The organism is Citrobacter sp. TBCS-15, assembly GCF_005280815.1.
GTDB lineage: Bacteria > Pseudomonadota > Gammaproteobacteria > Enterobacterales > Enterobacteriaceae > Citrobacter > Citrobacter werkmanii.
Genome location: NZ_SZWK01000313.1, coordinates 35,942 through 60,796, shown reverse-complemented (window position 1 = coordinate 60,796; position 24,855 = coordinate 35,942). Strand labels below are relative to the sequence as shown.

Genomic DNA, 24,855 nt, shown 5'->3' with positions numbered 1-24,855 from the left:
AAAAAATTATGGCAAGTTACTTTATTGGTGTGGATGTCGGAACCGGAAGCGCCCGTGCTGGCGTGTTTGATCTCAACGGCAGAATGGTCGGTCAGGCCAGTCGGGCCATCGAGATTTACCGTCCGCAGGCCGATTTTGTTGAGCAGTCTTCCGATAACATCTGGCAGGCTGTGTGTAACGCGGTTCGCGATGCGATTAACCAGTCGGATATCAATCCTATTCAGGTGAAAGGTCTAGGCTTTGACGCTACCTGTTCATTGGTGGTGCTGGATAAAGAAGGTAACCCACTGACCATCAGCCCTTCCGGGCGCAGTGAACAGAACATTATTGTGTGGATGGACCACCGCGCCATTACTCAGGCCGATCGCATTAACGCCTTGCATCATCGGGTACTGGACTACGTCGGCGACATTATCTCCCCGGAGATGCAAACGCCAAAACTGCTGTGGCTGAAGCAGCATATGCCCAATACCTGGGCTAACGCCGGTTACTACTTTGACCTGCCTGATTTCCTCACCTGGCGCGCAACGGGCGATGACACACGCTCATTGTGCTCGACGGTGTGTAAATGGACCTATATGGGCCATGAAGATAAATGGGATGCCAGCTATTTCCGCCAGATTGGGCTGGAAGATTTGCTGGAACACGATGCCGCTAAAATTGGCCGCTACGTGAAAACCATGGGCGAACCGCTCGGTCATGGGCTGTCAGCGCGCGCCGCCAGCGAAATGGGACTCATCCCCGGCACCGCGGTCAGCGTATCGATTATTGATGCCCACGCCGGTACCCTCGGTACGCTCGGTGCCAGCGGAGTTTCCGGCGAGGTGCCGGATTTCGACCGTCGTATCGCACTGATTGGCGGCACCTCCACCGGACACATGGCGATTTCCAAAGAGCCGCGTTTTATCGGCGGTGTCTGGGGGCCTTACTACTCTGCCGTACTGCCGGAATACTGGCTCAACGAAGGCGGGCAGTCGGCAACGGGGGCGTTAATCGACCACGTAATTCAGTCGCATCCGTGCTACGACACCCTACTGGCGCAGGCTAAGTCCCAAGGGCAGACCATTTATGAAGTGCTGAATGCGTTGCTGCGTAAAATGGCCGGTGAGCCGGAAGATATCGCGTTCCTGACCCGCGATATGCATATCCTGCCCTATTTCCACGGCAATCGCTCGCCGCGCGCCAACCCTACGCTCACGGGGACAATCACCGGACTTAAGCTGTCGCGCACGCCGGAAGATATGGCGCGACAGTATCTGGCGACTATCCAGGCCATTGCCCTCGGTACGCGGCATATCATTGAAACGATGAATCAAAGCGGCTACACCATCGATACGATTATGGCCAGCGGCGGCGGCACTAAAAACCCGATCTTCGTTCAGGAACACGCCAACGCCACCGGTTGCGCCATGCTGTTGCCGGAAGAGAGTGAAGCCATGCTGTTGGGCGGTGCCATGATGGGAACAATCGCCGCAGGTGTATTTGATACCTTCCCGGAAGCGATGTCGGCGATGAGCCGGATTGGTAAAACGGTCACCCCGCAAACCAACCGTATTAAGCAGTACTACGATCGCAAATATCGGGTATTCCACGAGATGTATCAGGACGATATGAAATACCGCCAGCTGATGCAGGAGGACGCATGAGTGACTCCTGGTCTCAGGCCACCGGCGTATTCCAGATCTACAGCGATGCCCTTGCGGGACTGGGACAGCATCTGACTGAGCCGGTCTGGCAGTCGCTGATGGCGGAACTGCGCGGATGCCAGGGGAAAATCGTCGTTACCGGCGTCGGCACCTCCGGCATTGCGGCGCGTAAAGTCGCGCATATGCTCGCCTGCGTGGAGCGCCCGGCGATTTATCTCAATGCCACCGATGCGGCGCACGGCGATCTGGGTTTTTTACGCGCCGACGACCTGGTTATTATGCTGTCACGCGGTGGCAATTCGGATGAACTTACCCGGCTGCTGCCTGGGCTGGCGGCGAGAAATGTGCCGATCCTGAGCGTGACGGAAAACGCTGATTCGGCCATCGCTAAAGCGTCGAGGCTGGTGATTTCCACCGGCGTCCAGCGTGAGGCCGACCCGCTGAACATGCTGGCGACGACCTCAATTCTGCTGGTACTGGCGATCTTTGACGCCGCCTGCGCCTGTTTGATGAGTGAAAGCGGCTACTCAAAGGAGACACTGCTGGCAGTGCATCCCGGCGGCGATGTGGGATTAACGCTGAGCCGTGGGCAGGCGTGATGGAGAACATGTAATTCCGGCTCAGGGTTCCGTTCACCTCAACGCTCTGACTTTCAGCTATATCCTTTTTGCTGTTCAAACATGTTCAAATAAAAATACAGATGGTCAGGCGTGGCTGGTCCGGCTGAAAATTGCCGACGTGTTTCCGTAAGGCCGGGAGAGCCAGCATGGATGCTGGCTCAGGGCGCGCTTTACAGGGACGTTACATCGCGCCCGCCCCGGTAGCCTGGAGGAATAAGCGGAGGGAACCGCGGAGCGGCAATTTTCCCGCCGGGAGCCGGGATTGTTAAGGGTGCGGCGATAGCACCCTTAACACGTTCACTGGCGTTCAGTGTACAGAAAAGCGATGAACATGAGGTGAACGGAACCTTTCTCTGCGATAGCATGTTTATACCTCCCTCCGCCGCATTCCCCCCTCTGGCATTTTTTATATCCCAACTAAAGATAAAACAGTGAAAAAGCGGATTAACGCGCTGCGTTTCACTACCGCTATCTTTTCCGCACGTTAAAAATTCTGTGACGCTCCCCAGCATTCCTGGCGTAAAGCTTTCCATTCCTCAAATCTATGCGCAAACTTTAACTATTCTTATCAAACATACTCACGGGAGATTCTACAGATGATGTCAACGCTCGCCCCGCCATCTGTACTTTCCGCTCCCCAACGCCGTTGCCAGGTGCTGCTGACGCTTTTTCTGCCGGGGCAGATTGCTACCGCGCAGACCTTCAGCAGTCTCAATGGCGTCGATGATGCCACCGTTCAGGAGGATATCATTGGCGCGGGGCTCGAAATCCAGCGCTATCATCGGCTCGCCATTACTTCCGCCCAGAATGGCGGCTATACGATCGAAGGGGCCCCGCTGAACCAGCGTCTGTGCCTGTTGCATTGGCTGCGCCGTGGCCTGCGGATCTGCCCGACGTTTATCACGCAACATTTCACACCCACATTGAAAATGGCGCTGAAACAGCAGGGCATAGCGCGCACGTTGTATGATGACACCAATCTGCATGCGCTGATTAACCTCTGCTCCCGACGCTTGCAAAAGCCCTTTGAGTGCCGTGATATCCAGTTCCTGCGGCTGTTTTTACAATACTGCCTGCTGCAACATCACGCGGGGAGCACCCCGGAGTTTAATCCGCTCCAGCAGCGCTGGGCGCAATCCTGCGCGGAGTACGCTCTGGCTGAGGAGATCGCCCGCCACTGGCAACGTCACGTCATGCAAAGTGCGCCGCCGGGCGAATCGCTGTTTATGGCATTGCTGTTCTCAATGATTCGCATCCCCGATCCCATCCGCGATAACCACCAGCAGGATCGCCGTTTGCGTCTGGCTATCGCGCGGCTGGTGCTGCGTTTTCGCGAGTATGGCAACGTTCGCTTCAGCGATGAACAAGGGCTGAACGACCAGTTGTATATCCACCTTGCCCAGGCGCTGAACCGCAGTGTGTTTGCTATTGGCATTGATAACACGCTACCGGAAGAGTTCAGCCGACTTTATCCCCGGCTGGTACGCACCACCCGCGAGGCGATACACGGATTCGAAGCGGAATACGATGTGCAGTTTTCAGAAGAAGAGATCGGACTGGTGGCGGTGATTTTCGGTGCCTGGCTGATGCAGGAGAAGGATTTGCACGAAAAGCAGATTATCCTGCTGACCGGTAGTAACGAACAACTTGAAGCGCATATAGAACAGCAGCTACGCGAACTGACGCTACTGCCGCTCAACGTAAAACATATGCCGATGCAGGACTTTCAAAAAGAGGGCGCGCCGCGTGGCGTAACGCTGATCGTCACACCGTACACTACGCCGCTGCCGCTGTTTTCACCGCCGTTGATTCATGCGGATCTGGCGCTGACGTCTCACCAGCAGCAGCAGATCCGCAAAATCCTCGAATCATAACGTCGCAGGCTGCGCCACCACTTTCGGGCGCAGCACGATAGCCGGGAGCGCCACCAGCGCCATCACCCAGAATACGCCGCTGCCCAGGTTCTGGTACAGGTAGCCGGCGAAAACGGTCATGATGGCGATACTGCCGCCCATCGCCACCGCGGAATAGACCGCCTGCAAACGAATCACTTCGCTGCCCTGTCGCGCCGCGATATAGCGCATTGCCGCCAGGTGACAGACGGTGAAGGTGCCGCAGTGCAGGATCTGCACCACAATCAACCACGGCAGCTCGGTGCTCCAGCCCATCAGCCCCCAACGCGCCACGCCGCAAACGGCGGAAAGCAACAGCAGATCGCGGGCGCTAAAGCGGCGGAACAACTTGTGACTCAGCGCGAAGATGATCACTTCCGCCACAACGCCCAATGACCATAAATAGCCCACCGCCGAGGCGGAATAACCGGCGGATTGCCAGTAAATGGCGCTAAAACCATAATAGGCGGCATGTGCGCCCTGCAGCAGACTCACGCAGGCAAGAAAACGCCAGCTTTGCGTTATTAACGCGCGCCAGGCGGGCCATCCCGCACTCTCCTGCTGACGGGTTTCACCTGCTGGCTGCACGCTCGGGCGAATCATCATGCCCAGCAGCATAGAGGCGACGCCAAGCGACAGCAGAATAAGGATCACCCGATAGTCAAACAGGCTCACCAGCTTACCGGTCAGCGCAGAGCCAATCACAAAGGCCACGGATCCCCACAGTCGAACCCGCCCATAGTCCATGGTTATCTGTTTTTGCCAGGTATTGGCCAGCGCATCCGTCAGCGGCACCAGCGGTGAGAAAAACAGGTTAAATCCGACCATCACCACCATCAGCCACGCCACGTTGGTCCCCGCCCAGAAAGCCAGCGCAAACACCAACGTCAACAGAGCCAGAATACGTAAAGCGGTAATCAGACGAGAGGGATCGCTCACGCGCGGCGCAATCATCAAGCTACCGAGAAAACGGGCAATCAGCCCCGCGCCCAGCAGTAAACCAATGGTTTCCGGCGTCAGCCCCAGCCCTTCGAGCCAGACGCTCCAGAAAGGCAGAAAAATACCGTAGCTAAAGAAATAGGTGAAATAACCGAGCGCCAGCCAGCGCGTGGAATGCAAAGCCATGAATCCCTCCCGTTTGGAGACGGTAGTCTGGCGATAAACTCTGGCTGGCGCAAGAGACCATTAACAGGCAGATAACATGATTTTCGCCCTATTCGATGCAAATTTGCATCGCAAAATGACAGCGTTCTTCCTGCGCTAAAACCTGCAATCCCGGCTGCCCCTGCATGTGGTGGGCATTCACCGGATGCGTCTGCGGCTCCAGGCACAGGAATGGTTCACCCGACATTCTGAACAGCATCAACCACGGAGTTTGCGCTAAAATCGTGACTTTCATCACATCATGCTGAATAACGGCCCGCCCGCTCCAGCCAGAATAACCCACATTCAACCAGGCATCTTCACCGTATTGCGCATGCATGAAATCTGCTGCGGGTGGAATATTACTTTGCCAGTCCAGTGGCAGATGCTGTTCCCCCTCCGGCCAGTAGCCGCTGGCGGTGAACTGGGCCGTACTGTGCGTATCAAAGGCGAAAAACGGATGGAACCCGCAGCCATAGATCATCGGTCGTTCCCCGCAATGGGTGAGCGTCAATGAAGCATGCAGGCTTGACGCTTCCAGTTGGTAGCAAAGCTGCGCCGTATAGTCGTAACCACAGGGATGCCAACTGCGCAACTGTAGCAAACAACCACTTTGCGTAGCGGTGATAACCTGCCAGCGCTGCAGCCAGCCGTCACCATGCAGGAAGAAGTGTGCATCCGCCCCATGGTGCGGTAGCACAACCTCTTCCCCACGTAACATAAAACGATTGCCCGCCACCCTATTTGCCACCGGTAACATCGGGAACAGGCCGCAATCACCGGGCTGCTGACCATGACCTTCACGTAATATTGCCTGTTGATGTTGTAACGAAACCAGACTCAATAGCGAACCGCCCTGTGGATCTACGCACATCCGTAGATGTGCGTTTTGTAACATCAGCAGAGGGTTCATTAGCGGGCGCTTCGTTGCTGGCTTGATGCGCCAACTTTCGTATGCTGTGCCGCCAGCCGTTCTTCCAGCGCTTCCAGCGTCACGCCTTTGGTTTCCGGCACATTACGCAGAACATAGATAAAGCCCATCGCACAAATCACACCATAGAGCAGGAAACTTCCCGATGCGCCCAGACTCGCATTCAGCAGTGGGAAGGTATAGGTCAGCAGGAAGCAGGCAATCCACAACGCCAGCGTGCCGAGCGACATCGCTAACCCGCGAACACGGTTGGGGAAAATTTCGGACAGCAGCACCCAGGTTACCGGGGCCAGCGTCAGGGCGTAAATGGCAATCGCCGCCAGCACCAGAACCAAAACCGGCCAGCCCAGAATGCCCAACCCGTATGCCCCGGCAATGAGTACGTAGATAACCGTCAGCCCTGATGCACCAAACAGCATCAGTTTACGACGCCCAATTTTGTCCACCAGCGGCAGAGCGGCAAGGGTAAAGACCAGATTGATGATCCCGGTCGCTACGATCGATTTTAACGTGCCGTTGATGTCGAATCCGGCGGAAGCAAATATCTCCTGCGCATAGTTGAAAATAACGTTGATCCCACACCACTGCTGGAACACTGCCAGCACCATGCCAATAATCACTATCGGTTTGATCTGCGGTTGTAACAGTGATGACCACGCGACCTTGTGGTTATCTTTTTGTAGCGTATGTTCAATCTCTTTCAGCGTTTGCCCGGCATATTCTGCCGAACCAATGCGCTGCAGCATGGTGCGCGCACGTTCGGCTTTTCCTGCCTTCACCAACCAGCGCGGCGATTCAGGGACAAAGAACATCAGCACCAGGAATATTACCGCGGGCACTAATTCAGCGCCAAACATCCAGCGCCAGCCCGTCTGACCGTTCCAGCTTTCCACAATCGCCTGCTGCGTAGCGCCTGTGGCGACAGGTTCGGCAATCATCAGGTTGATAAGCTGCGCCGCCAGGACGCCAATCACGATGGTGAGCTGGTTAACGGCAACAAAGCGACCACGCTTTTCCGCCGGGCTGACCTCAGCGATATACAGCGGGCTTAGCGCGGATGCCAGACCAATCCCCACGCCGCCAACGATGCGATAGACAACAAACATGTCAAAATTGCTGGCAACTGCGGTCCCCCAGGCTGAAGCGCTAAAGAGGATCGCCGAGAGAATCAGCGGCATCTTTCGGCCAAATTTATCGGCGCACCAGCCGGAAATCAGCGCACCAAAGATACAACCAACCAGCGCCGAGCTCATCGCCCAGCCAGATTGCGCCGGATCGGTAATCGAGAAATAAGCTTCATAGAAGGGCTTTGCCCCGCCGATTACCACCCAGTCATAGCCAAACAGTAAACCACCGCAGGCGGCAACCAGGCAGATAGTCCAGACGTAACCAATCTTTAAATGTGTCTGCGCGTTATTCATTATGATTCCTCTTTCAGGGAAACGCAGGGGACAGAAGGTTTCGGGTGAGGTTGCCCCCACCCGTTTCGGGTATTACTGGAACAGCCTTACGTTTATGGCGTGACGCAGCAGTAACGCCTTGTCATGCGCCGGATTGAGTTGCAGAAGCTCATCAAGATCGCGCTGGCAAGCAGAACTATTTCCCAGTCCCAGATGCCCAAGCGCATTGATAAACAAGCAGTGTTGCTGGTGTTTTGCTTGTGCTGAGGTATCCAGTACCACCAGATCGGGCAGCGATACGGCAAAGAAATCGACATCCGGGATGTTGTCGCGATGCGACTCAACCCATTGCAGGAAGCTGTTGAACAGAGCGTCCGCCTCTGCATCATCGCCAAGTTTTCTCTGCGCCATCCCCTGCCAGAAGAGATAGTCCACCGGCTGGTCGTTGTAGTAACGTCCGGCATCCAGTGAGCTACCGCCACGCGTGGCACGGGAGAAGTAACGCTGGGATTCCTCGAAATGCCCCTGCTGCTGGGCGCAATAACCCAGCAAATACCAGATGTCATTATCCGTTTGCCCAGGCAGACGCCCCTCCCCAAGGTTTTGCGGGTAGTGCAGCGCCTGTTGCAGTTGCGTGATGGCGGTTTGCGGGTCGCCCGCCTGAACAGCCTCCAGTGCGCGATGCATCTGATTCAGCAGATATTGCCCGGTGGCTTTGCCTTCTCCCCCCTCCCACGGATGAAATACACGCTCACGTAAGATTGCCGCGGCCTCGTCGTAGCGCCCCAATCCATTCCACAGACTAAGCAGTTCCACCGTCAGATCGTCACGATGGAAGACAATATCTTTGCTGGCTTCCAGTCGCTGCAAACGCTGTTCAGCCGGTTGCGCCATCAGCTTTTTGAGATAGTCGAGTTCGAACAGGAAACGGGCATTTTGCGGCTCCAGTGCTACGGCCTGCGACAGATACTGTATCGCCTGCTGTGCATCGTGCTGTTTGTTCCAGGCATAGATCCCCAATAAGCGATGCACTGGGGCAAAATCCGGCTCCTGCGCAAGGGTAAATTGCCAGCAGGAGACCGCCTCGTCATAGCAGCGTTTGCTGTACCAGAAACAGCCGAGCAAATAGCGGGCAAAAGCGCTCTGCTCGAGGGTTTGCAGCATCTGTACTTCATCCAGCGTATTGGGAAAACGGACGCGATTTTGCAGACACTTACGCGCTCGTTCGATGAAAGGTTGCGGATTGTCGCTCAACGAAGCACGCCACAGCATCGGTAGCGTTTCCTGGCTGTCGAGCAGTTCCAGCACGCCACGGGCAGCATCTTTTTGCCCCAATGCGATCAACCAGCCAGCCAGTTCACACGCGTTGGTACCGCGCCGCCCGGTAATCGAGATTAGCGCCTGTGCAGTCGCTTCATCCTGGCAAATAGCCCAGCGCGCATAGTGCAGGGTGTAACTCAGCGGATAATCAACCAGCTGTTGGCAAATGTATTCCAGCGCTTGCGCATTGCGATCAAGCTTAGCCAGCGCCAGCGCTTTCAGTCCCATCGCCAGGTTATTACTGCCGTTAAAGCGCAGGCTCTGCTCGACCTTTTCCAACGCGCCGGCATAGTCCTGACGTTTCATCGCCAGGCGCGCTAACGACCAGAAAGCCGCGTCCCGGCAGTTGCCGCTCCAGCTCGCCTTATAATAATTATCCCAGGCGCTGTCATCGTCTCCCTGGCGTTCCTGCGCGGCGGCCAGCAGCATACTCGCCTCGCCATCACGTGGATTCTTATTGAGCTTGTGCGCCCGTTCCAGCGCCTTGCCCGCGCAATGGGTTGCTAATGCCCAGTCCGCGCGGTTTAGCGCCAGCGTCCCCAGCGCCACATTATTTCGATAATCAAGCGGGTCGACCTCCAGCGCGCGGCGGTAATAGTCTTCAGCATAGCGGCTGGCGTGGTTGTACTGCTCCAGATGCTGACCAATAAAATAGAGTTCATCGGTATTAGCAAGCGCTTCTGGCTGAGCTGGCGCGCTGGCCGCCGAGGGTAGTGGTAATTCTTGCGCCAGGTGCTCTTCGTACTGCAACAGCACAGTGCCATCGGCGCGAGTGACGGTCATCGTTACCCGGGCGTGGCCATTGTCAGATACATCGGCTAACCAGCTCTGCCCCGGCTCAAGGGAGAGTGTATTCTCAAAGAACGGCTGCCCGTGTACCGCAAGCGTAATCTGAACATCGCGTAGCGGCGCTATCGCATAAACGCCCACTGAAAGCTGGCTTCCCTCACGCACCAGCCGAAGCGCCAGTTGCGTGCTGGCGTTTTGCACCATGCCAAGTTCGCTGTAGGGCAGGAAGTTTTGCACGAAAACTTTCTCTTCGTACGGCGCAAGCCAGGTGAAATCCGGTTGGTTATCGGTAAAGACCCCGGTCATCAGTTCGATATACGGACCGTTGTCATCGGTGAGATTACGATCCCAGGCAACGCCAAAGTCGCCGTATCCCCAGGTCCACTGTTTTTTCCCCGGCGAAACATGGTGGTCCGCGACGTGCAGTAATCCACCGCGTTCGCCGTGGTGCCAGGCACCGACAAAGTCATAATCCGATTTTTCCGCCATATAAGAGGTCGGAACGGGTACGTTTTTGTAGCGAGAGATATCCACACCCGCCGAGTAATCCACTTTGTAGTAGGTGCCAGTAGCGATAGGAAACGCTGAAACATCGCGCTTGCCGTGGTCGAATACCGCGGTTACATCCGGCGGAAACACGCTCTGATGATCGTCGCCGCCTTTCACCGCCGGATTCGCCCACCACAGGAAGTGGCGCGGGGTAGCGTTACCGTTAAACACCTTCCCGGTTATTTCGATCAGCGCGCGATCTGGGTACAGTGTGAACCCGGTCATCACCTGTAAACCACGCATGGGTTCAACCTCCCCCATCCACACGGTATATTCGCCCTGCTCGCCCTGCTGCTGCGTAAAATCAACCGGCATAAAGGTGGTTGGACGATGATGCTGCGGCCAGTTGAACTCAATGCCGCCAGAGATCCATGGCCCAAGCAGGCCAACCAACGCAGGTTTCACTACTTCGTTGTAGTAGACGAAATCACGCTGCTGCACTTTGTCATACGCACGATGGATGCGTCCGCCTAATTCCGGCAGCAGCATGATGCGAATGAAGTCATTCTCCATCCACACAGCCTGATAGTTGCGCATTTCACGCTTGCCGGTCAGGGTATCAATCACGCCGTAGGGATAAACCGCACCGGAGGATCCCTGATACACCCTTTTCTCCAGAAACATCGGGTTAGCGTCTTCTTCACCCACCGTCCACGTTGGGAGGGTGATCGTTTCCTGCCAGACTTTAACTGAACCGTACATGCCGCTCTCCACTCAATAAACAAAAGTAAAAATTTAACCTGAGGCTATTCTGCAGCAGTTAAGTGGCGTTAAAATGCACAATGCTCACGCAATATAGTAAAGGGAGTTAAGTGTATGCAGCGTTTGGGATTCAATAACGCCAGGGTGCGTCAGGCAAATAAACAGATCTTTTTGTCGCATCTATGGCGGGAAAAACAGCTTAGCAAGTCGCAGTTGGCGCAGCTCACCAGTCTGTCAATCCCGGCGGTCAGCAATATTCTTGAAGAGCTGATGGATGAAGGGAGAATCAGCCATTCGCGAGAGACGTTAAGCCAGCGCGGTTTGAGTAGCGGCAGTTATCATTTGCCAGAAACAGGCGCCTGGACGCTCTGCATCAACGTCACCCCCACCAGCATCACCAGCCAACTGGCGGACGCGCGTCTGGTGGCCGTCGGCGACTGGCGCCATGAGGTCATTAAACCTGATACGCCAAAAGCGCTACTGGCGGCATTGGCGACACACTGGCGGGAATACCATCGGCAATTTCCAGAGGTTACGATTAATCTGGCGCTAGGCGTGCACGGCCAGGTTGATCCGATTACCGGCGCATCAAAAACCATGCCTCAGGCTCCGTGGAAAACACCGGTGGAAATAAAATACCTGCTTGAGGAGATGCTTGGTGTGCAGGTCCGGCTGGACAATGACTGCGTGATGCTGGCGCTGGCGGAAAAGTGGCAAAATCCGGCGGCTAAAGGTGATTTTTGTGTGATTAACGTTGATTACGGCATTGGCTCATCGTTTGTGATTAACGATAACATCTGGCGGGGCAGTTTGTATGGCAGCGGTCAGATTGGCCATACAATAATTCATCCGGACGGCGTTGCCTGTGACTGCGGTCGTTATGGGTGTCTGGAAACGGTAGCGTCATTAAGCGCACTGAAAAAGCAGGCTCGCGTGTGGATGAAATCGCAACCGGCTTCCCTGTATGATCCGGAAACGTTGACCACCGACCAGCTTATTGATGCCTGGAGGCACGGAGACGTCCGCATTCAGGCGTGGGCTGAACATGCCGCCAGCGCTATTGGCCTGAGTCTTTATAACTTTTTGAATATACTGAATATTAACCAAATATGGTTATATGGGCGGAGCTGCGCATTTGGCGAGAGCTGGCTCAATACGCTGGTACAACAAACCGGATTCAATCCGTTCGATCACGGCGATAACCCGCGAGCCAGGGCAACGCAGATCGGTTTCGGTAAACTGACTCGCGCTCAGCAACTCATGGGAATTGGCTATCTGTATGTAGAATCACAACTTAGCGAGCTGTAGTCGTTAATCCACAACGCTCACGGCTAAACGTTCATGCACCGTGGCGATAAAGTCGGTCAGTGCCGGTTTCAGTGCCCCCTTTTTCCACGCCATCAGCAACGCGATGGTTGGAACATCACCAATAATGGGGCGAAAAACCACCTGTCCGGTATTAAAATTATTCATATAACCGGGTATCAAAGTCACCCCCAACCCCATGCCAACCAGGTTCATGGTCACCAGAATATTGGTCGCCACCTGCACGATATTGGGCTGGCTTTTTTGCTGCTGAAACCAGTTTTTTACAATCATTGCTAACGCGCCGGAATAAGCGGGATCGGTGCCGACAAAATTGACGCCGTGCAGTTGCTGTGCCGATATCGCTTTCTCATTAGCCAGCGGATGATTCACCGGTAACACTACCACCAGCGGCTCATGAATCAGCTCCAGATAATCCAGCTCTGGGCTGTAAACCGGATGACGCATTAAGCCAACGTCCAGCTCTCCGCGCAGGATCTTCTCCTCCTGCTCGGTGGTGATCAAACTGACCAGTTCAATATGCGTATCCGGTTGTTTTAAACGAAACAAAGGCAGCACCTTGGGCAACAGATTTACCTCTGCGGAAGGGACAAAGCCGATAGCGAAATGGTTATCTTCCAGCCCCGTTTTACGGGCGCGAACTTTGGCATTTTCCGCCTGTTCGAGGATCACCAACGCATCCTGTAAAAAACATTCACCTGCTGCCGTTAACGCAACTTTGCGCTTGTCCCGCACCAGCAAGGGAACCCCCACGCAGGCCTCCAGATCGCGGATCTGACTGCTTAACGAGGGCTGAGAGGTATGCAGTTTTTCTGCCGCCCGGGTGAAATTCAGCGCCTGCGCCACCGCTACAAAATAGCGTAAGTGCCTCAGTTCCATGCCCTTCTCCTTGTTATCGAAAAAATGTCTCAACTGGTAGAAATTTACTATTTCACAGATTGATAACTAACCAGCAACATCCTTAGGGTACAAAAAAAGAAGGTCAATACATCTTAGCTTTCAGGATTAAAAAATATGACCACACCCTCAAATTTAGACATCTACCAACTGATTGATACCCAACACGGTCGCGTAACCCCACGAATTTATACCGACCCTGACATTTACCAACTGGAGCTGGAACGCATCTTCGGACGCTGCTGGCTGTTTCTCGCCCACGAAAGCCAAATCCCCAAACCGGGCGATTTCTTTAACACTTATATGGGCGAAGACGCCGTGGTGGTGGTGCGCCAGAAGGACGGCAGCATCAAAGCGTTTCTCAACCAGTGCCGCCACCGCGCGATGCGCGTGAGTTATGCCGACTGCGGTAACACCCGCGCCTTCACCTGCCCGTATCATGGCTGGTCGTACGGCATTAACGGCGAGCTGATCGACGTGCCGCTGGAGCCGCGCGCCTACCCGCAAGGGCTGTGCAAATCCCACTGGGGCCTGAACGAAGTACCGTGCGTCGAGAGCTACAAAGGGCTGATTTTCGGTAACTGGGATACCACCGCGCCAAATCTGCGCGATTATCTCGGCGACATCGCCTGGTATCTCGACGGCGTGCTGGATCGCCGTGAAGGCGGCACTGAAATCGTCGGCGGCGTGCAGAAATGGACCATCGACTGTAACTGGAAATTCCCCGCTGAACAGTTCGCCAGCGACCAGTATCACGCGCTGTTCAGCCACGCTTCCGCCGTGCAGGTACTGGGCGCGAAGGATGACGGCAGCGACAAACGCCTCGGAGACGGTCAAACCGCTCGCCCGGTCTGGGAAACCGCCAAAGACGCGCTGCAGTTCGGCCAGGACGGGCACGGCAGCGGCTTCTTCTTTACCGAGAAACCAGACGCCAACGTCTGGGTCGACGGTGAAGTCTCCAGCTACTATCGCGACACCTATCAAGAGGCCGAGCAGCGTCTGGGCAAGGTACGCGCGCTGCGTCTCGCCGGTCACAATAACATTTTCCCCACGCTCTCCTGGCTGAACGGCACCGCCACGCTGCGCGTCTGGCATCCGCGCGGACCGGACAAAGTCGAAGTATGGGCGTTCTGCATCGCCGATAAAGCCGCTTCTGATGAAGTCAAAGCCGCTTTTGAAAACAGCGCCACCCGCGCCTTCGGCCCGGCGGGGTTCCTTGAGCAGGATGACTCGGAAAACTGGTGTGAGATTCAAAAACTTCTGAAAGGCCACCGGGCACGCAACACCAACCTGTGCCTGGAGATGGGTCTCGGCCAGGAAAAACGCCGTGAAGACGGCATTCCGGGGATCACAAACTATATCTTCTCGGAAACCGCCGCCCGAGGCATGTATCAGCGTTGGGCCGATTTATTAAGCAGCGAAAGCTGGCAGGAAGTGCAGGAAAAAACCGCCGCATACCAGCAGGAGGTGATGAAATGAGCGCGTTAGTCTCCCCTGAGCTGCATCACCGCATCAGCCAGTTCCTGTATGAAGAAGCGCGTCTGCTGGACGACTGGCAGTTTCGCGACTGGCTGGCGCAACTGGATGAAGGCATTCGCTACACCATGCGGACCACGGTGAATGCCCAGACGCGCGACCGCCGTAAAGGCGTACAGCCGCCGACCACCTGGATTTTCAACGACAACAAAGACCAGCTTGAACGCCGTATCGCGCGGCTGGAAACCGGCATGGCGTGGGCCGAAGAGCCGCCTTCTCGCACCCGCCACATGATCAGCAACCTGCAGGTGAGCGAAACCGACCAGCCGGACGTGTTCGCCGTGCGCCTGAACTATCTGCTGTACCGCGCACAAAAAGAGCGTGACGAGACGTTCTACGTCGGCACGCGCATGGATAAAGTCCGTCGTCTGCCGGGCGACGAATGGCGCTTACTGGAGCGTGAGATCGTGCTCGATCAGGCGGTGATCAGCTCCCACAACCTGAGTGTACTGTTCTGATGAGCCGCATATTTGCCTGCTCCGCCACGGAGCTACCGGAAGGTGAAGCCCTCCGGCTGGAAACCTCTCCCGTTATCGCGCTGTTTAACGTTGGCGGTGAGTTTTATGCCATTAACGATCGCTGTAGTCACGGTAACGCCTCGATGTCAGAGGGCTATCTGGAAGACGACGCCACGGTGGAGTGCCCGCTGCACGCCGCCAGCTTCTGCCTGAAAACCGGCAAAGCGCTGTGCCTGCCCGCCACCGATCCGCTGACCACCTATGCGGTACATGTGGAAGGTGGCGAAGTGTTTATCGATATTCCCGAGGAGGCCTGATGAGTGATTTACGCGATAACGTTGTGTTTATTACCGGCGGTGGCTCCGGGCTGGGGCTGGCACTGGTAGAACGCTTTATTGAAGAAGGTGCGAAGGTTGCCACGCTGGAACTTTCGCCAGCCAAAGTCGCCAGCCTGCGCCAGCGTTTTGGCGATCATGTGCTGGCGGTAGAAGGTAATGTCACCTGTTATGCAGACTACCAGCGCGCGGTGGATCAGATTCTCAGCAATTTTGGCAAACTGGACTGCTTTATCGGCAACGCCGGGATCTGGGATCACAACGCTTCCCTGGTTAATACGCCTGCGGATGCGCTGGAGAGCGGCTTCCACGAGCTGTTTAACGTTAACGTACTGGGCTATCTGCTGGGCGCGAAAGCCTGCGCTCCCGCACTTATCGCCAGCGAAGGCAGCATGATTTTTACCCTCTCTAACGCGGCCTGGTATCCGGGCGGCGGTGGGCCGCTGTATACCGCCAGCAAGCACGCGGCCACTGGGCTGATTCGCCAGTTGGCCTACGAACTCGCCCCCAAAGTGCGGGTGAACGGTGTCGGCCCATGCGGCATGGCCACCGATCTGCGTGGCCCGCAGGCGCTCGGTCAGAACGATACCTCAATAATGCAGTCGCTGACGCCGGAGAAAATTGCCGCCATTCTGCCGCTGCAGTTCTTCCCGGAACCGGCTGACTTCACCGGCCCGTACGTGATGCTGGCTTCACGCCGCAACAACCGTACGCTAAGCGGCGTGATGATCAACGCCGATGCCGGGCTGGGGATCCGTGGGATCCGCCACGTGGCCGCCGGTCTGGATCTGTAAGGAGCGAGCATGAGCGAACAGATTATTGCCATTATCGGCGGCGGCCAGGCGGGAGCGATGGCCACCGCTGCGCTGCGACAGCAGGGGTTTAGCGGGCCGCTGCATCTTTTCTCCAACGAAATGCATTTACCTTACGAGCGCCCACCGCTCTCGAAGGCCATGCTGCTGGACGATAACCCACAGCTTCAGCCAGTTCTGCCCGCCAACTGGTGGCAGGAACACAACGTGCAGTTGCATATGGGCGTCACGCTACGCGAGATTGATCGCGCCTCGCGTACGTTAACGCTCGCCGACGGGCAAACCTACCGCTGGACGCAGCTGCTGCTGGCGACCGGGGCCGCCGCCAGGCCGCTGCCGCTGCTGGATGCGCTGGGCGATCGCTGTTTTACCCTTCGTCATGCGGGCGATGCCGAGCGCCTACGCACCGTTCTACAACCAGGGAAATCAGTGGTCATCGTCGGCGCGGGCACCATTGGCCTGGAGCTGGCGGCCAGCGCTACCCAGAGCGGTTGCCGGGTGACGGTAGTCGAACTGGCGGATACGGTGATGGGCCGCAATGCGCCTGCGCCAGTGCGCGACTATCTGTTATCCCGCCATCAGCAGGCCGGGGTGAGAGTGCTGCTCAATAGCGCCATTGAGCACGCCGAAGCGGGCGAGTTCCTCTCGCTTACCCTGCAAAATGGCGAAACACTACAGGCTGATGCCGTGGTTTACGGCATCGGCATCGTGGCGAACGATGCGCTGGCACGCGAGGCGGGGCTGGAAACCGCTAACGGTATTATTGTCGATAGCACCTGTGCCACCACCGACCCAGCCATTTTCGCCGCCGGTGATGTGGCGCTCATTCGCCAGCCGGACGGCTCGTTAAGGCGCATCGAAAGCTGGGAAAATGCCAACTTCCAGGCGCAGGTTGCCGCTGCTGCTATGCTCGGTTTACCCCTGCCAGAAGCCACGCCGGGCTGGTTCTGGACCGATCAATACAGTGATAACCTGCAATTTGTTGGTGAAATGCAGGGAGAAAGTTGGCTCGTACGTGGCGATCCTGATGCGCAGAAAGCAATATGGTTTAGTCTGCAGAATGATGTCATTGTCGGCGCAGTGACGTTGAACCAGGGCCGGGAAATGCGCTTATTGCGGAAATGGATTCAGGCTAAGAAAAAGCCGCCAGTGGCAGCTTTAGTCGATGAAACAATCTTGCTGAAGTCACTATAACTGGCGGATGTCTCTTCGTTTATCCGGCCTACACATGAGTTACCTGTAGGCCGGATAAGGTCCAGCAATCAATATGACTTACGCGTAAACCGGGAAGCGTGCGCAGATATCCAGCACTTTACCTTTGATGCGCTCAATTACCGCTTCATCATTGATATTGTCCAGAACATCACACATCCAGCCAGCCAGCTCTTTCACTTCCGCTTCTTTAAAGCCACGGCGAGTGACAGCCGGAGAACCGATACGGATACCGGAAGTCACAAACGGGCTCTTCGGATCGTTCGGTACGCTGTTTTTGTTGACGGTGATGTTAGCACGGCCCAGTGCGGCGTCAGCTTCTTTACCTGTCAGGTTTTTATCAACCAGATCCAGCAGGAACAGGTGGTTTTCAGTCCCACCAGAAACCACTTTGTAGCCGCGGTTCAGGAACACTTCCACCATCGCTTTGGCGTTTTTCGCAACCTGCTGCTGGTAAACTTTGAACTCTGGCTCCATCGCTTCTTTCAGCGCCACGGCTTTCGCCGCGATCACGTGCATCAGCGGGCCGCCCTGCGCGCTTGGGAACACGGCGGAGTTCAGTTTTTTGTACAGCTCTTCATCACCGCCTTTCGCCAGGATCAGGCCACCGCGCGGACCCGCCAGGGTTTTGTGCGTGGTGGTGGTGACAACGTGAGCGTGCGGAACCGGGTTCGGGTAAACGCCAGCGGCAATCAGACCGGCAACGTGCGCCATGTCGACGAACAGGTATGCGCCGATGCTGTCAGCGATTTCACGCATTTTTGCCCAGTCAACCACGCCGGAGTAGGCAGAGAAGCCACCGATGATCATTTTCGGCTTGTGCTCTTTGGCCTGCTTAGCCATGTCTTCGTAGTCAATTTTACCGGACTCATCAATGCCGTAAGGAATGATGTTGTACAGTTTGCCGGAAAAGTTAACCGGGGAGCCGTGAGTCAGGTGGCCGCCCTGCGCCAGGTTCATACCCAGCACGGTATCGCCCGGCTGCAGCAGCGCGGTGTAGACAGCGAAGTTAGCCTGAGAGCCAGAGTGCGGCTGTACGTTAGCGTAGTCTGCGCCAAACAGCTCTTTCGCGCGATCGATAGCCAGTTGCTCAACGATATCAACGTATTCGCAACCGCCGTAGTAGCGCTTGCCCGGATAACCTTCAGCGTATTTGTTGGTCAGCTGAGAACCCTGCGCCTGCATTACACGCGGGCTGGTATAGTTTTCGGAGGCGATCAGTTCGATGTGCTCTTCCTGACGTACTTTTTCCTGCTCCATAGCCTGCCACAGTTCGGCATCATAATCGGCAATGTTCATTTCACGCTTTAACATCCGCATCTCCTGACTCAGCTAACAATAGAATTTCGGCCTAAAAAGGCAGTCCCGTTGGACGACGGCCAACAGTATAACCGAATCATTCTTCGATAACAGGTCTTGACAAAGGATTTTACGCAAACGATTACCTTCGCGGTACGCAAGGCTTTGGAGAACAAAGGTCTGCCGAATTTCAACGGATTTCTTTTCAGGTTTGTGATGCAGATTTTTCACGATGTAACCTTTACAACGCAAAGTTACAAAGAACCATTTACAATGCAGGGGTATTTTTTATAAGATGCATTTGACATACATCATTAAAGTTTCAGATAAAGGAAGACCGTATGCTTGACGCACAAACCATCGCTACAGTGAAAGCCACCATTCCCCTGCTGGTTGAAACTGGTCCGAAGCTGACCGCCCATTTCTACGATCGCATGTTTACGCATAACCCAGAGCTGAAAGAAATTTTCAACATGAGTAACCAGCGCAATGGCGACCAACGTGAAGCGCTGTTTAACGCCATTGCCGCGTATGCCAGCAACATCGACAACCTGGCAGCACTGTTGCCAGCCGTTGAGAAAATCGCGCAGAAACATACCAGCTTCCAGATTAAACCAGAGCAGTACAACATCGTAGGAAGTCACCTGCTGGCCACGCTGGACGAAATGTTCAGCCCGGGCCAGGAAGTGCTGGATGCGTGGGGCAAAGCATACGGCGTGCTGGCGGGCGTGTTTATTAACCGTGAAGCGCAAATCTACAGCGAAAACGCCAGCAAAACCGGCGGTTGGAAAGGTACGCGTCCTTTCCGTATCGTGGCGAAAACGCCGCAAAGCCGCGCGATTACCAGCTTTGAGTTTGAACCCGTCGACGGCGGCGCTGTGGCTGAATACCATCCGGGTCAATACCTGGGCGTCTGGCTGAAACCAGAAGGTTTCCCGCATCAGGAAATTCGTCAGTACTCACTGACCCGTAAGCCAGATGGCAAAGGCTACCGTATTGCCGTGAAGCGCGAGGATGGTGGTCAGGTTTCAACCTGGCTGCATAACCACGCCAATGTCGGCGATGTGGTTCACCTGGCCGCGCCTGCAGGCGATTTCTTTATGGACGTTGCGACCGATACGCCGGTGTCGCTGATTTCCGCAGGCGTGGGCCAAACGCCGATGCTGGCAATGCTGGATACGCTGGCAAAAGCGCATCATACGGCGCAGGTTAACTGGTTCCACGCGGCGGAAAATGGCGATGTACATGCTTTCGCCGATGAAGTAAAAGAACTCGGCAAAACGCTGCCACGCTTTAGCGCACATACCTGGTATCGTGAGCCAACCGAAGCCGATCGCGTGAAAGGTGCGTTTGATAGCATTGGTCTGATGGATCTGAACAAACTGGAAGGGGCAATCAGCGATCCGGCGATGCAGTTTTATCTGTGCGGCCCGGTCGGCTTTATGCAGTTCGCCGCGAAGCAACTGGTCGGTCTGGGCGTGAAAAACGAGAACATTCATTACGAATGCTTCGGCCCGCATAAAGTATTGTAATCACGTCATGCCGGATGGCGCTGCGCTTATCCGGCCTACGGGATGTTGTAGGCCGGATAAGGTGTTTACACCGCCATCCGGCAAGCATGACGTGGCTTAGATTGCCGCGTCGTCTTCTTCACCGGTACGAATACGAATAACGCGCGCCACGTCGAAAACAAAAATCTTACCGTCACCGATTTTACCGGTCTGCGCGGTACGGATAATGGTGTCAACGCAGGTATCGACGATGTCGTCGGGAACCACAATTTCAATTTTTACCTTCGGCAGAAAATCCACCATGTATTCCGCACCACGGTACAACTCGGTATGGCCTTTCTGGCGGCCAAACCCTTTCACTTCTGTCACTGTCATACCGGTAATGCCGACTTCAGCCAGCGCTTCACGGACGTCGTCCAGCTTGAAAGGTTTAATAATCGCATCAATCTTTTTCATGCTATTCCTTGAAAAGGTCGCCTGTCTTTTGATCGAATAAAACTAACATAATCCGCAGATTTATTCTTTGAAATCGTTTGCATCCAGCTCATGGCGAGAGAGCAACTTGTAGAATTCGGTGCGGTTGCGCCCCGCCATTCGCGCCGCGTGGGTCACATTGCCTTTTGTGATTTGCAGCAGCTTGCGCAGGTAGTTGAGTTCAAACTGATTGCGCGCTTCAACAAACGTCGGCAGCGCGGTGTTCTCCCCTTCCAGGGCCTGCTCCACCAGCGCATCGCTGATCACCGGCGAAGAGGTCAAGGCCACGCACTGCTCTATCACGTTGACCAACTGACGCACGTTGCCCGGCCAACTGGCGGTCATCAAGCGCTTCATGGCGTCGGTAGAAAAGGCGCGCACAAACGGCTTATGCCGTTCTGCAGACTGACGCAGCAGATGGTTTGCCAGCAACGGAATATCTTCCGTACGCTCGGCCAGCGCCGGGATCTTCAGGCTTACCACGTTGAGGCGATAATACAAATCTTCGCGAAACTCGCCCCGCACCATCGCTTTCGGCAGGTCGCGGTGGGTAGCGGATATAATGCGCACATCAATGTCGATATCGCGGTTACTGCCCAGCGGCCTGACCTTGCGCTCCTGTAAAACGCGCAGCAATTTGACCTGTAACGGCGCGGGCATATCGCCAATCTCATCAAGAAACAGCGTCCCGCCTTCCGCCGCCTGAAACAGGCCCTCACGATTGCTTACCGCCCCGGTAAAGGCACCGCGCGCATGCCCAAACAGTTCGGACTCCAGCAGTTGTTCCGGTAACGCGCCACAGTTAATGGCAATAAAAGGCTTGTGACTACGCGGGCTGGCATTATGAATCGCCTGGGCAAACACCTCTTTCCCGGTTCCGCTCTGACCGTTAATCAATACGCTAACATCTGATTGCGCGACCATCCGCGCCTGTTCTAACAAACGCAGCATCAGCGGACTGCGGGTGACGATGGACTCACGCCAACTGTCATCAGTGGCTGGCGCAGACTGTTCCAATGCGCCATCAATCGCGTGGTATAACGCGTCTTTATCCACCGGCTTGGTGAGAAAACTGAACACCCCTTGCTGCGTCGCGGCAACGGCGTCAGGGATGGAACCGTGAGCAGTGAGGATAATAACCGGCATTCCAGGCTGCACTTTCTGGATTTCAGTAAACAGCTGCATGCCGTCCATTTCATCCATGCGCAGGTCACTGATAACCAGATCCACTTTTTCGCGGTTCAGCACCCGTAACCCTTCCTGCCCACTTTCGGCGGTTACTACGCTGTAGCCTTCGCTGGTCAGTCGCATACCGAGCAATTTCAACAGGCCCGGATCGTCATCCACCAGCAGCAGATGTGCGGGCTTACGGCTTATCATGGTGTGACCTCATCGGCAGATGGCGCAGTGCCATCCTCGTTATCAGGCGTGGTGAGTTTATCATTTCCGTGCGGCGCATCAGGATTGTAGCTGCCGGCAGGTTTGCGCGTGGAAAGCTGACGTTCAATATCGGTCAGATTTTCCAGCTTACGGGTTGTGAGATCGAGCTGGGACTGCAAATGCTGCTGCTGTTGACGCAGAGTATCCAGATCACTGTCCGATGTTTGCTGGAGTTTGCTGTAGCGCATACGCTCTTCGGCAAGTTGCAGTTGTAGCGTTTGGCTGCTGAGCCAGACCTGATACAGGGGTCTTACTTGCGGCGGAATTTGTGGACTTAATGCCTCGAGGCGCGAAACAGCTTCCCGCCTTTCAGGTGGCGTAATGTTAGCGTTATCCAGCAGAATCCCGCGCCTGAAAGCCCCCTGCCAGGTATCTGGCACCATCATACTGGCTTCACTGCGCGCCTGTACCGGCATCAGGCGATTGGCGCAATCCATCGCCCGCAGCCAGTATAGCGGATTGGTGTCTGTGGGCTGACCAGACAGCGACCAGATATCGCTACAGTCGGTTGCAAGATAGTCCGCCAGTTGGTAAGGCGGAATTTTCTCCTGCGAGGGGTCGCCGATAATATGATTCACCGCGTTCGGCACGCACCCGGCCAGCGCCAGACACGGCAGGCTTGCGAGGATGATGCGGCGGAAAAAATGTCGTTTAAGCATTCGGACAACAACGTGTGGCATACTCACCAGACTTAGGTTTATTTTAGTGATTTTTTGCAGCAGATAGCGGCAATTCTATGCGAAAGCAAACGCTTTGCGCATAGTCATCAACCAGATACAGTTTGCCTCGCATACGGCGGATGCAATCTCTGGCAATGCTCAGCCCCAACCCGCTTCCTTTTACCGCCCCTTTTCGCTGATGGCTACCCTGGAAAAAAGGCTCGAAGATCATGGTCTGTTCTGCTTCTGGAATCGGTGTACCGGTATTCGTTATATCGATGTATACCGTTGAGCCATGCAAACTGCTGCGGATCCAAATGTTACCGGATTCAGCGCCATAGTGCACCGCATTGGAATAAAGATTGTCCAGCACGCTCATCAACAGCATCGGTTCTGCCAGGCAGGTGTTCGCCTCAAGCGCTACCTCAGTATGTATCATTTTGCCGCGAGCAGGCAGACTATGTGCAGAAACAACGCTTTCAACCAGCGGCGCGATTTCCACACTCTCAAGCTCAACCTCGTCATCCGCCAGCTTGCGGTTGTAATCAAGAAGCTGCTCAATCAGCTTTTGCAGGTTACGGCTGCTGTCATCCAGAATACCGACCACCTCTTTTTGCTCCGGCGTTAGCGGTCCCACAACCTGATCGGCCAGCAACTCCGTCCCTTCGCGCATACTCGCCAGCGGCGTTTTCAGCTCATGGGAAAGATGACGTAAAAACTGATGCCGTTGCGACTCAAGCCAGGAAAGACGTTCGCTCAACCAGATAATGCGCTGACCGACAGACCTCAGCTCACGCGGCCCGGTAAATAATACGCTGTCGCCCAGCGAACGCCCTTCCCCCAGCCGATTGATCATCCGTTCTATGCCTTTCACCGGGCCGATAATCATGCGAGTGAACAGCAGTACCATCGCCAGACTGACGAGAAACAGCACCAGCGCCTGCCAGCCAAAGAACTGCCCACGTTCGGCAATTTCCTGCTGTAGCTGCTGACCACGAGAAAAGACCACGGTGCGCGTTGCTTGTACCATCTCGGTATTGGCATTGGCGAACGCTTCCAGCCGGGCTGCCGCTACGCTATCTGGACCGCTGTTATTGCACTGTAATTGCGCCAGGTCGTTGAGATCCTGACGTAATGCCTGATAAAGCTTGGTATCCGGCAACACGCCCGCATGCGCATCCAGCATGTCGCTATAGCGTTTACGCTGACTCTGGTAGACCTTTGCCAACGTTGAATCATCAAGCACACAATACTGCCGGTAGCTACGCTCCATCTCCAGCGCGGCGTTGGTCATCGCCTCACTGCGTCTGGCGTCAATCAGCGTGGTGCGGTTCGTCAGCGCCGCCTGCGCGCTCAAAGCATTCAGGCTTTGCCACGCCTGCCAGGCCAGAACTAACAACGGCAGCAGAATCAGCAAGAATGCCAACATAACCAATTGACGTAAAGATCGGGGGAAAACTGACCAGCGCTTCAAGACGTTACTCTCATTGGACAGGAATAACTTGATGCTAACTGAGGGGAACGCCAGATACAACAAAGCCGGGATTACCCCGGCTTTGTTGTGGAATAAGGCGGTGCCTAACTCGACGTTTCGCCCGGAGGTTGATATGAGCCATGCTAATATCAGATGTTGGACGGCAGGCACCTTGTTGTGCGTCATTCGAAGTTTATGTAGCGCTTCCCGAAGGGGCTGACATAAGAAGGTGAATGAGCCACTGGTTAATATTATGCAGTATCTGTGCCAATATTCAAAACACTTTGTTAACACAATGATAGATATGAAAAATATCGTTATTCACGTTAAAAATGGTTCTGCCGTTTTTTTGCACTTCCTGTCGCCAATCAGCAACACCTGTAGCACATAAAAACAAAACCATTTTAAATCAAATAGTTAAATGTCTCTT

Annotated in this window: 20 protein-coding genes and 1 pseudogene; 11 read left to right on the top strand and 10 right to left on the bottom strand. The window is 55.3% G+C overall.

The genetic code is table 11. The features are described from left to right. The first annotated feature begins 8 nt into the window (after nucleotides 1–8). The 3 genes from FDW96_RS23055 to csiE all read left to right on the top strand — a co-directional run bounded on the left by FDW96_RS23055 (nucleotide 9) and on the right by csiE (nucleotide 4,140). On the top strand, nucleotides 9–1,646 hold the full coding sequence (locus tag FDW96_RS23055; RefSeq protein ID WP_137366374.1) for an FGGY-family carbohydrate kinase: 1,638 nt from the start codon (nucleotides 9–11) through the stop codon (nucleotides 1,644–1,646). Then, on the top strand, nucleotides 1,643–2,245 hold the full coding sequence (locus FDW96_RS23050) for an SIS domain-containing protein (RefSeq protein ID WP_137366373.1): 603 nt from the start codon (nucleotides 1,643–1,645) through the stop codon (nucleotides 2,243–2,245). Before FDW96_RS23055 ends, FDW96_RS23050 begins: the two co-directional genes overlap by 4 nt. A 617-nt stretch (nucleotides 2,246–2,862) precedes the next feature. Continuing rightward, nucleotides 2,863–4,140 carry a stationary phase inducible protein CsiE gene (csiE, locus tag FDW96_RS23045; RefSeq protein ID WP_137366372.1) on the top strand — a complete coding sequence of 426 codons (1,278 nt, stop codon included), beginning with the start codon at nucleotides 2,863–2,865 and terminating at the stop codon, nucleotides 4,138–4,140. On the opposite strand, the gene FDW96_RS23040 is transcribed toward csiE, so the two are convergent. The 4 genes from FDW96_RS23040 to FDW96_RS23025 all read right to left on the bottom strand — a co-directional run bounded on the left by FDW96_RS23040 (nucleotide 4,135) and on the right by FDW96_RS23025 (nucleotide 10,992). After that, on the bottom strand, nucleotides 4,135–5,283 hold the full coding sequence (locus FDW96_RS23040) for a 3-phenylpropionate MFS transporter (protein WP_137366371.1): 1,149 nt from the start codon (nucleotides 5,281–5,283) through the stop codon (nucleotides 4,135–4,137). The two genes, csiE and FDW96_RS23040, sit on opposite strands and share 6 nt — an antisense overlap. An 88-nt stretch (nucleotides 5,284–5,371) precedes the next feature. Continuing rightward, nucleotides 5,372–6,214, bottom strand: coding sequence for an aldose 1-epimerase (locus FDW96_RS23035; protein ID WP_137366370.1), 843 nt, complete (start codon nucleotides 6,212–6,214; stop codon nucleotides 5,372–5,374). Then, a complete protein-coding gene (locus tag FDW96_RS23030; RefSeq protein WP_042306711.1) occupies nucleotides 6,214–7,653 on the bottom strand; it encodes a sugar porter family MFS transporter in 1,440 nt (479 codons plus the stop codon). Before FDW96_RS23030 ends, FDW96_RS23035 begins: the two co-directional genes overlap by 1 nt. Nucleotides 7,654–7,725: 72 nt before the next feature. Next, nucleotides 7,726–10,992, bottom strand: a complete 3,267-nt coding sequence (locus tag FDW96_RS23025) for a DUF5107 domain-containing protein (RefSeq protein WP_137366369.1) — start codon at nucleotides 10,990–10,992, stop codon at nucleotides 7,726–7,728. Nucleotides 10,993–11,106: 114 nt separating this feature from the next. On the opposite strand from FDW96_RS23025, the gene FDW96_RS23020 reads away from it, so the two are divergent. Continuing rightward, nucleotides 11,107–12,300 (top strand): ROK family transcriptional regulator, encoded by a 1,194-nt coding sequence (locus FDW96_RS23020; protein WP_061382201.1) that lies wholly within the window; start codon nucleotides 11,107–11,109, stop codon nucleotides 12,298–12,300. A 3-nt stretch (nucleotides 12,301–12,303) separates the two neighbouring features. Here the strand turns inward: FDW96_RS23020 and hcaR are convergent, their stop codons facing one another. Continuing rightward, a complete protein-coding gene (hcaR, locus tag FDW96_RS23015; protein WP_061382202.1) occupies nucleotides 12,304–13,197 on the bottom strand; it encodes a DNA-binding transcriptional regulator HcaR in 894 nt (297 codons plus the stop codon). Between the two features lie 135 nt (nucleotides 13,198–13,332). Here hcaR and hcaE point away from each other — a divergent pair, with 135 nt between their 5' ends. From hcaE to hcaD, 5 genes are read left to right on the top strand one after another with little or no spacing between them, the layout of a single operon-like run. Continuing rightward, the gene (gene hcaE / locus FDW96_RS23010; protein ID WP_137366368.1) at nucleotides 13,333–14,694 is read left to right on the top strand and encodes a 3-phenylpropionate/cinnamic acid dioxygenase subunit alpha; all 1,362 of its coding nucleotides are present in this window, start codon (nucleotides 13,333–13,335) and stop codon (nucleotides 14,692–14,694) included. After that, complete coding sequence (gene hcaF / locus FDW96_RS23005) at nucleotides 14,691–15,209, top strand: 3-phenylpropionate/cinnamic acid dioxygenase subunit beta (protein WP_042306702.1); 519 nt, start codon at nucleotides 14,691–14,693, stop codon at nucleotides 15,207–15,209. The genes hcaE and hcaF overlap by 4 nt, the downstream gene beginning before the upstream one ends. Next, nucleotides 15,209–15,526 carry a 3-phenylpropionate/cinnamic acid dioxygenase ferredoxin subunit gene (hcaC, locus tag FDW96_RS23000; RefSeq protein WP_079223117.1) on the top strand — a complete coding sequence of 106 codons (318 nt, stop codon included), beginning with the start codon at nucleotides 15,209–15,211 and terminating at the stop codon, nucleotides 15,524–15,526. Before hcaF ends, hcaC begins: the two co-directional genes overlap by 1 nt. After that, nucleotides 15,526–16,338 carry a 3-phenylpropionate-dihydrodiol/cinnamic acid-dihydrodiol dehydrogenase gene (gene hcaB / locus FDW96_RS22995; protein WP_061382205.1) on the top strand — a complete coding sequence of 271 codons (813 nt, stop codon included), beginning with the start codon at nucleotides 15,526–15,528 and terminating at the stop codon, nucleotides 16,336–16,338. The genes hcaC and hcaB overlap by 1 nt, the downstream gene beginning before the upstream one ends. Before the next feature lie 9 nt (nucleotides 16,339–16,347). Then, on the top strand, nucleotides 16,348–17,550 hold the full coding sequence (gene hcaD / locus FDW96_RS22990; protein WP_137366367.1) for a phenylpropionate dioxygenase ferredoxin reductase subunit: 1,203 nt from the start codon (nucleotides 16,348–16,350) through the stop codon (nucleotides 17,548–17,550). 78 nt (nucleotides 17,551–17,628) lie between these two features. Here the strand turns inward: hcaD and glyA are convergent, their stop codons facing one another. Next, nucleotides 17,629–18,882 (bottom strand): serine hydroxymethyltransferase, encoded by a 1,254-nt coding sequence (gene glyA / locus FDW96_RS22985; protein WP_032939458.1) that lies wholly within the window; start codon nucleotides 18,880–18,882, stop codon nucleotides 17,629–17,631. Between the two features lie 326 nt (nucleotides 18,883–19,208). Here glyA and hmpA point away from each other — a divergent pair, with 326 nt between their 5' ends. Both hmpA and FDW96_RS26345 read left to right on the top strand, forming a co-directional pair. Then, complete coding sequence (hmpA, locus tag FDW96_RS22980) at nucleotides 19,209–20,399, top strand: NO-inducible flavohemoprotein (RefSeq protein WP_137366366.1); 1,191 nt, start codon at nucleotides 19,209–19,211, stop codon at nucleotides 20,397–20,399. Nucleotides 20,400–20,403: 4 nt separating this feature from the next. Next, a pseudogene (locus FDW96_RS26345) lies at nucleotides 20,404–20,499 on the top strand (hypothetical protein); the annotation flags it as partial. Here FDW96_RS26345 and glnB read toward each other — a convergent pair. The 4 genes from glnB to qseE are packed head-to-tail and all read right to left on the bottom strand — an operon-like array spanning nucleotide 20,496 to nucleotide 24,425. Then, nucleotides 20,496–20,834 carry a nitrogen regulatory protein P-II gene (gene glnB / locus FDW96_RS22975; protein WP_000717694.1) on the bottom strand — a complete coding sequence of 113 codons (339 nt, stop codon included), beginning with the start codon at nucleotides 20,832–20,834 and terminating at the stop codon, nucleotides 20,496–20,498. The pseudogene FDW96_RS26345 and the gene glnB sit on opposite strands and share 4 nt — an antisense overlap. A 60-nt stretch (nucleotides 20,835–20,894) precedes the next feature. Then, nucleotides 20,895–22,229 (bottom strand): two-component system response regulator GlrR, encoded by a 1,335-nt coding sequence (glrR, locus tag FDW96_RS22970; RefSeq protein WP_305764176.1) that lies wholly within the window; start codon nucleotides 22,227–22,229, stop codon nucleotides 20,895–20,897. Further along, complete coding sequence (qseG, locus tag FDW96_RS22965) at nucleotides 22,229–22,972, bottom strand: two-component system QseEF-associated lipoprotein QseG (protein WP_079223109.1); 744 nt, start codon at nucleotides 22,970–22,972, stop codon at nucleotides 22,229–22,231. Before qseG ends, glrR begins: the two co-directional genes overlap by 1 nt. Nucleotides 22,973–22,994: 22 nt before the next feature. Continuing rightward, on the bottom strand, nucleotides 22,995–24,425 hold the full coding sequence (gene qseE / locus FDW96_RS22960) for a two component system sensor histidine kinase QseE/GlrK (protein WP_137349370.1): 1,431 nt from the start codon (nucleotides 24,423–24,425) through the stop codon (nucleotides 22,995–22,997). Nucleotides 24,426–24,855 lie beyond the last annotated feature (430 nt).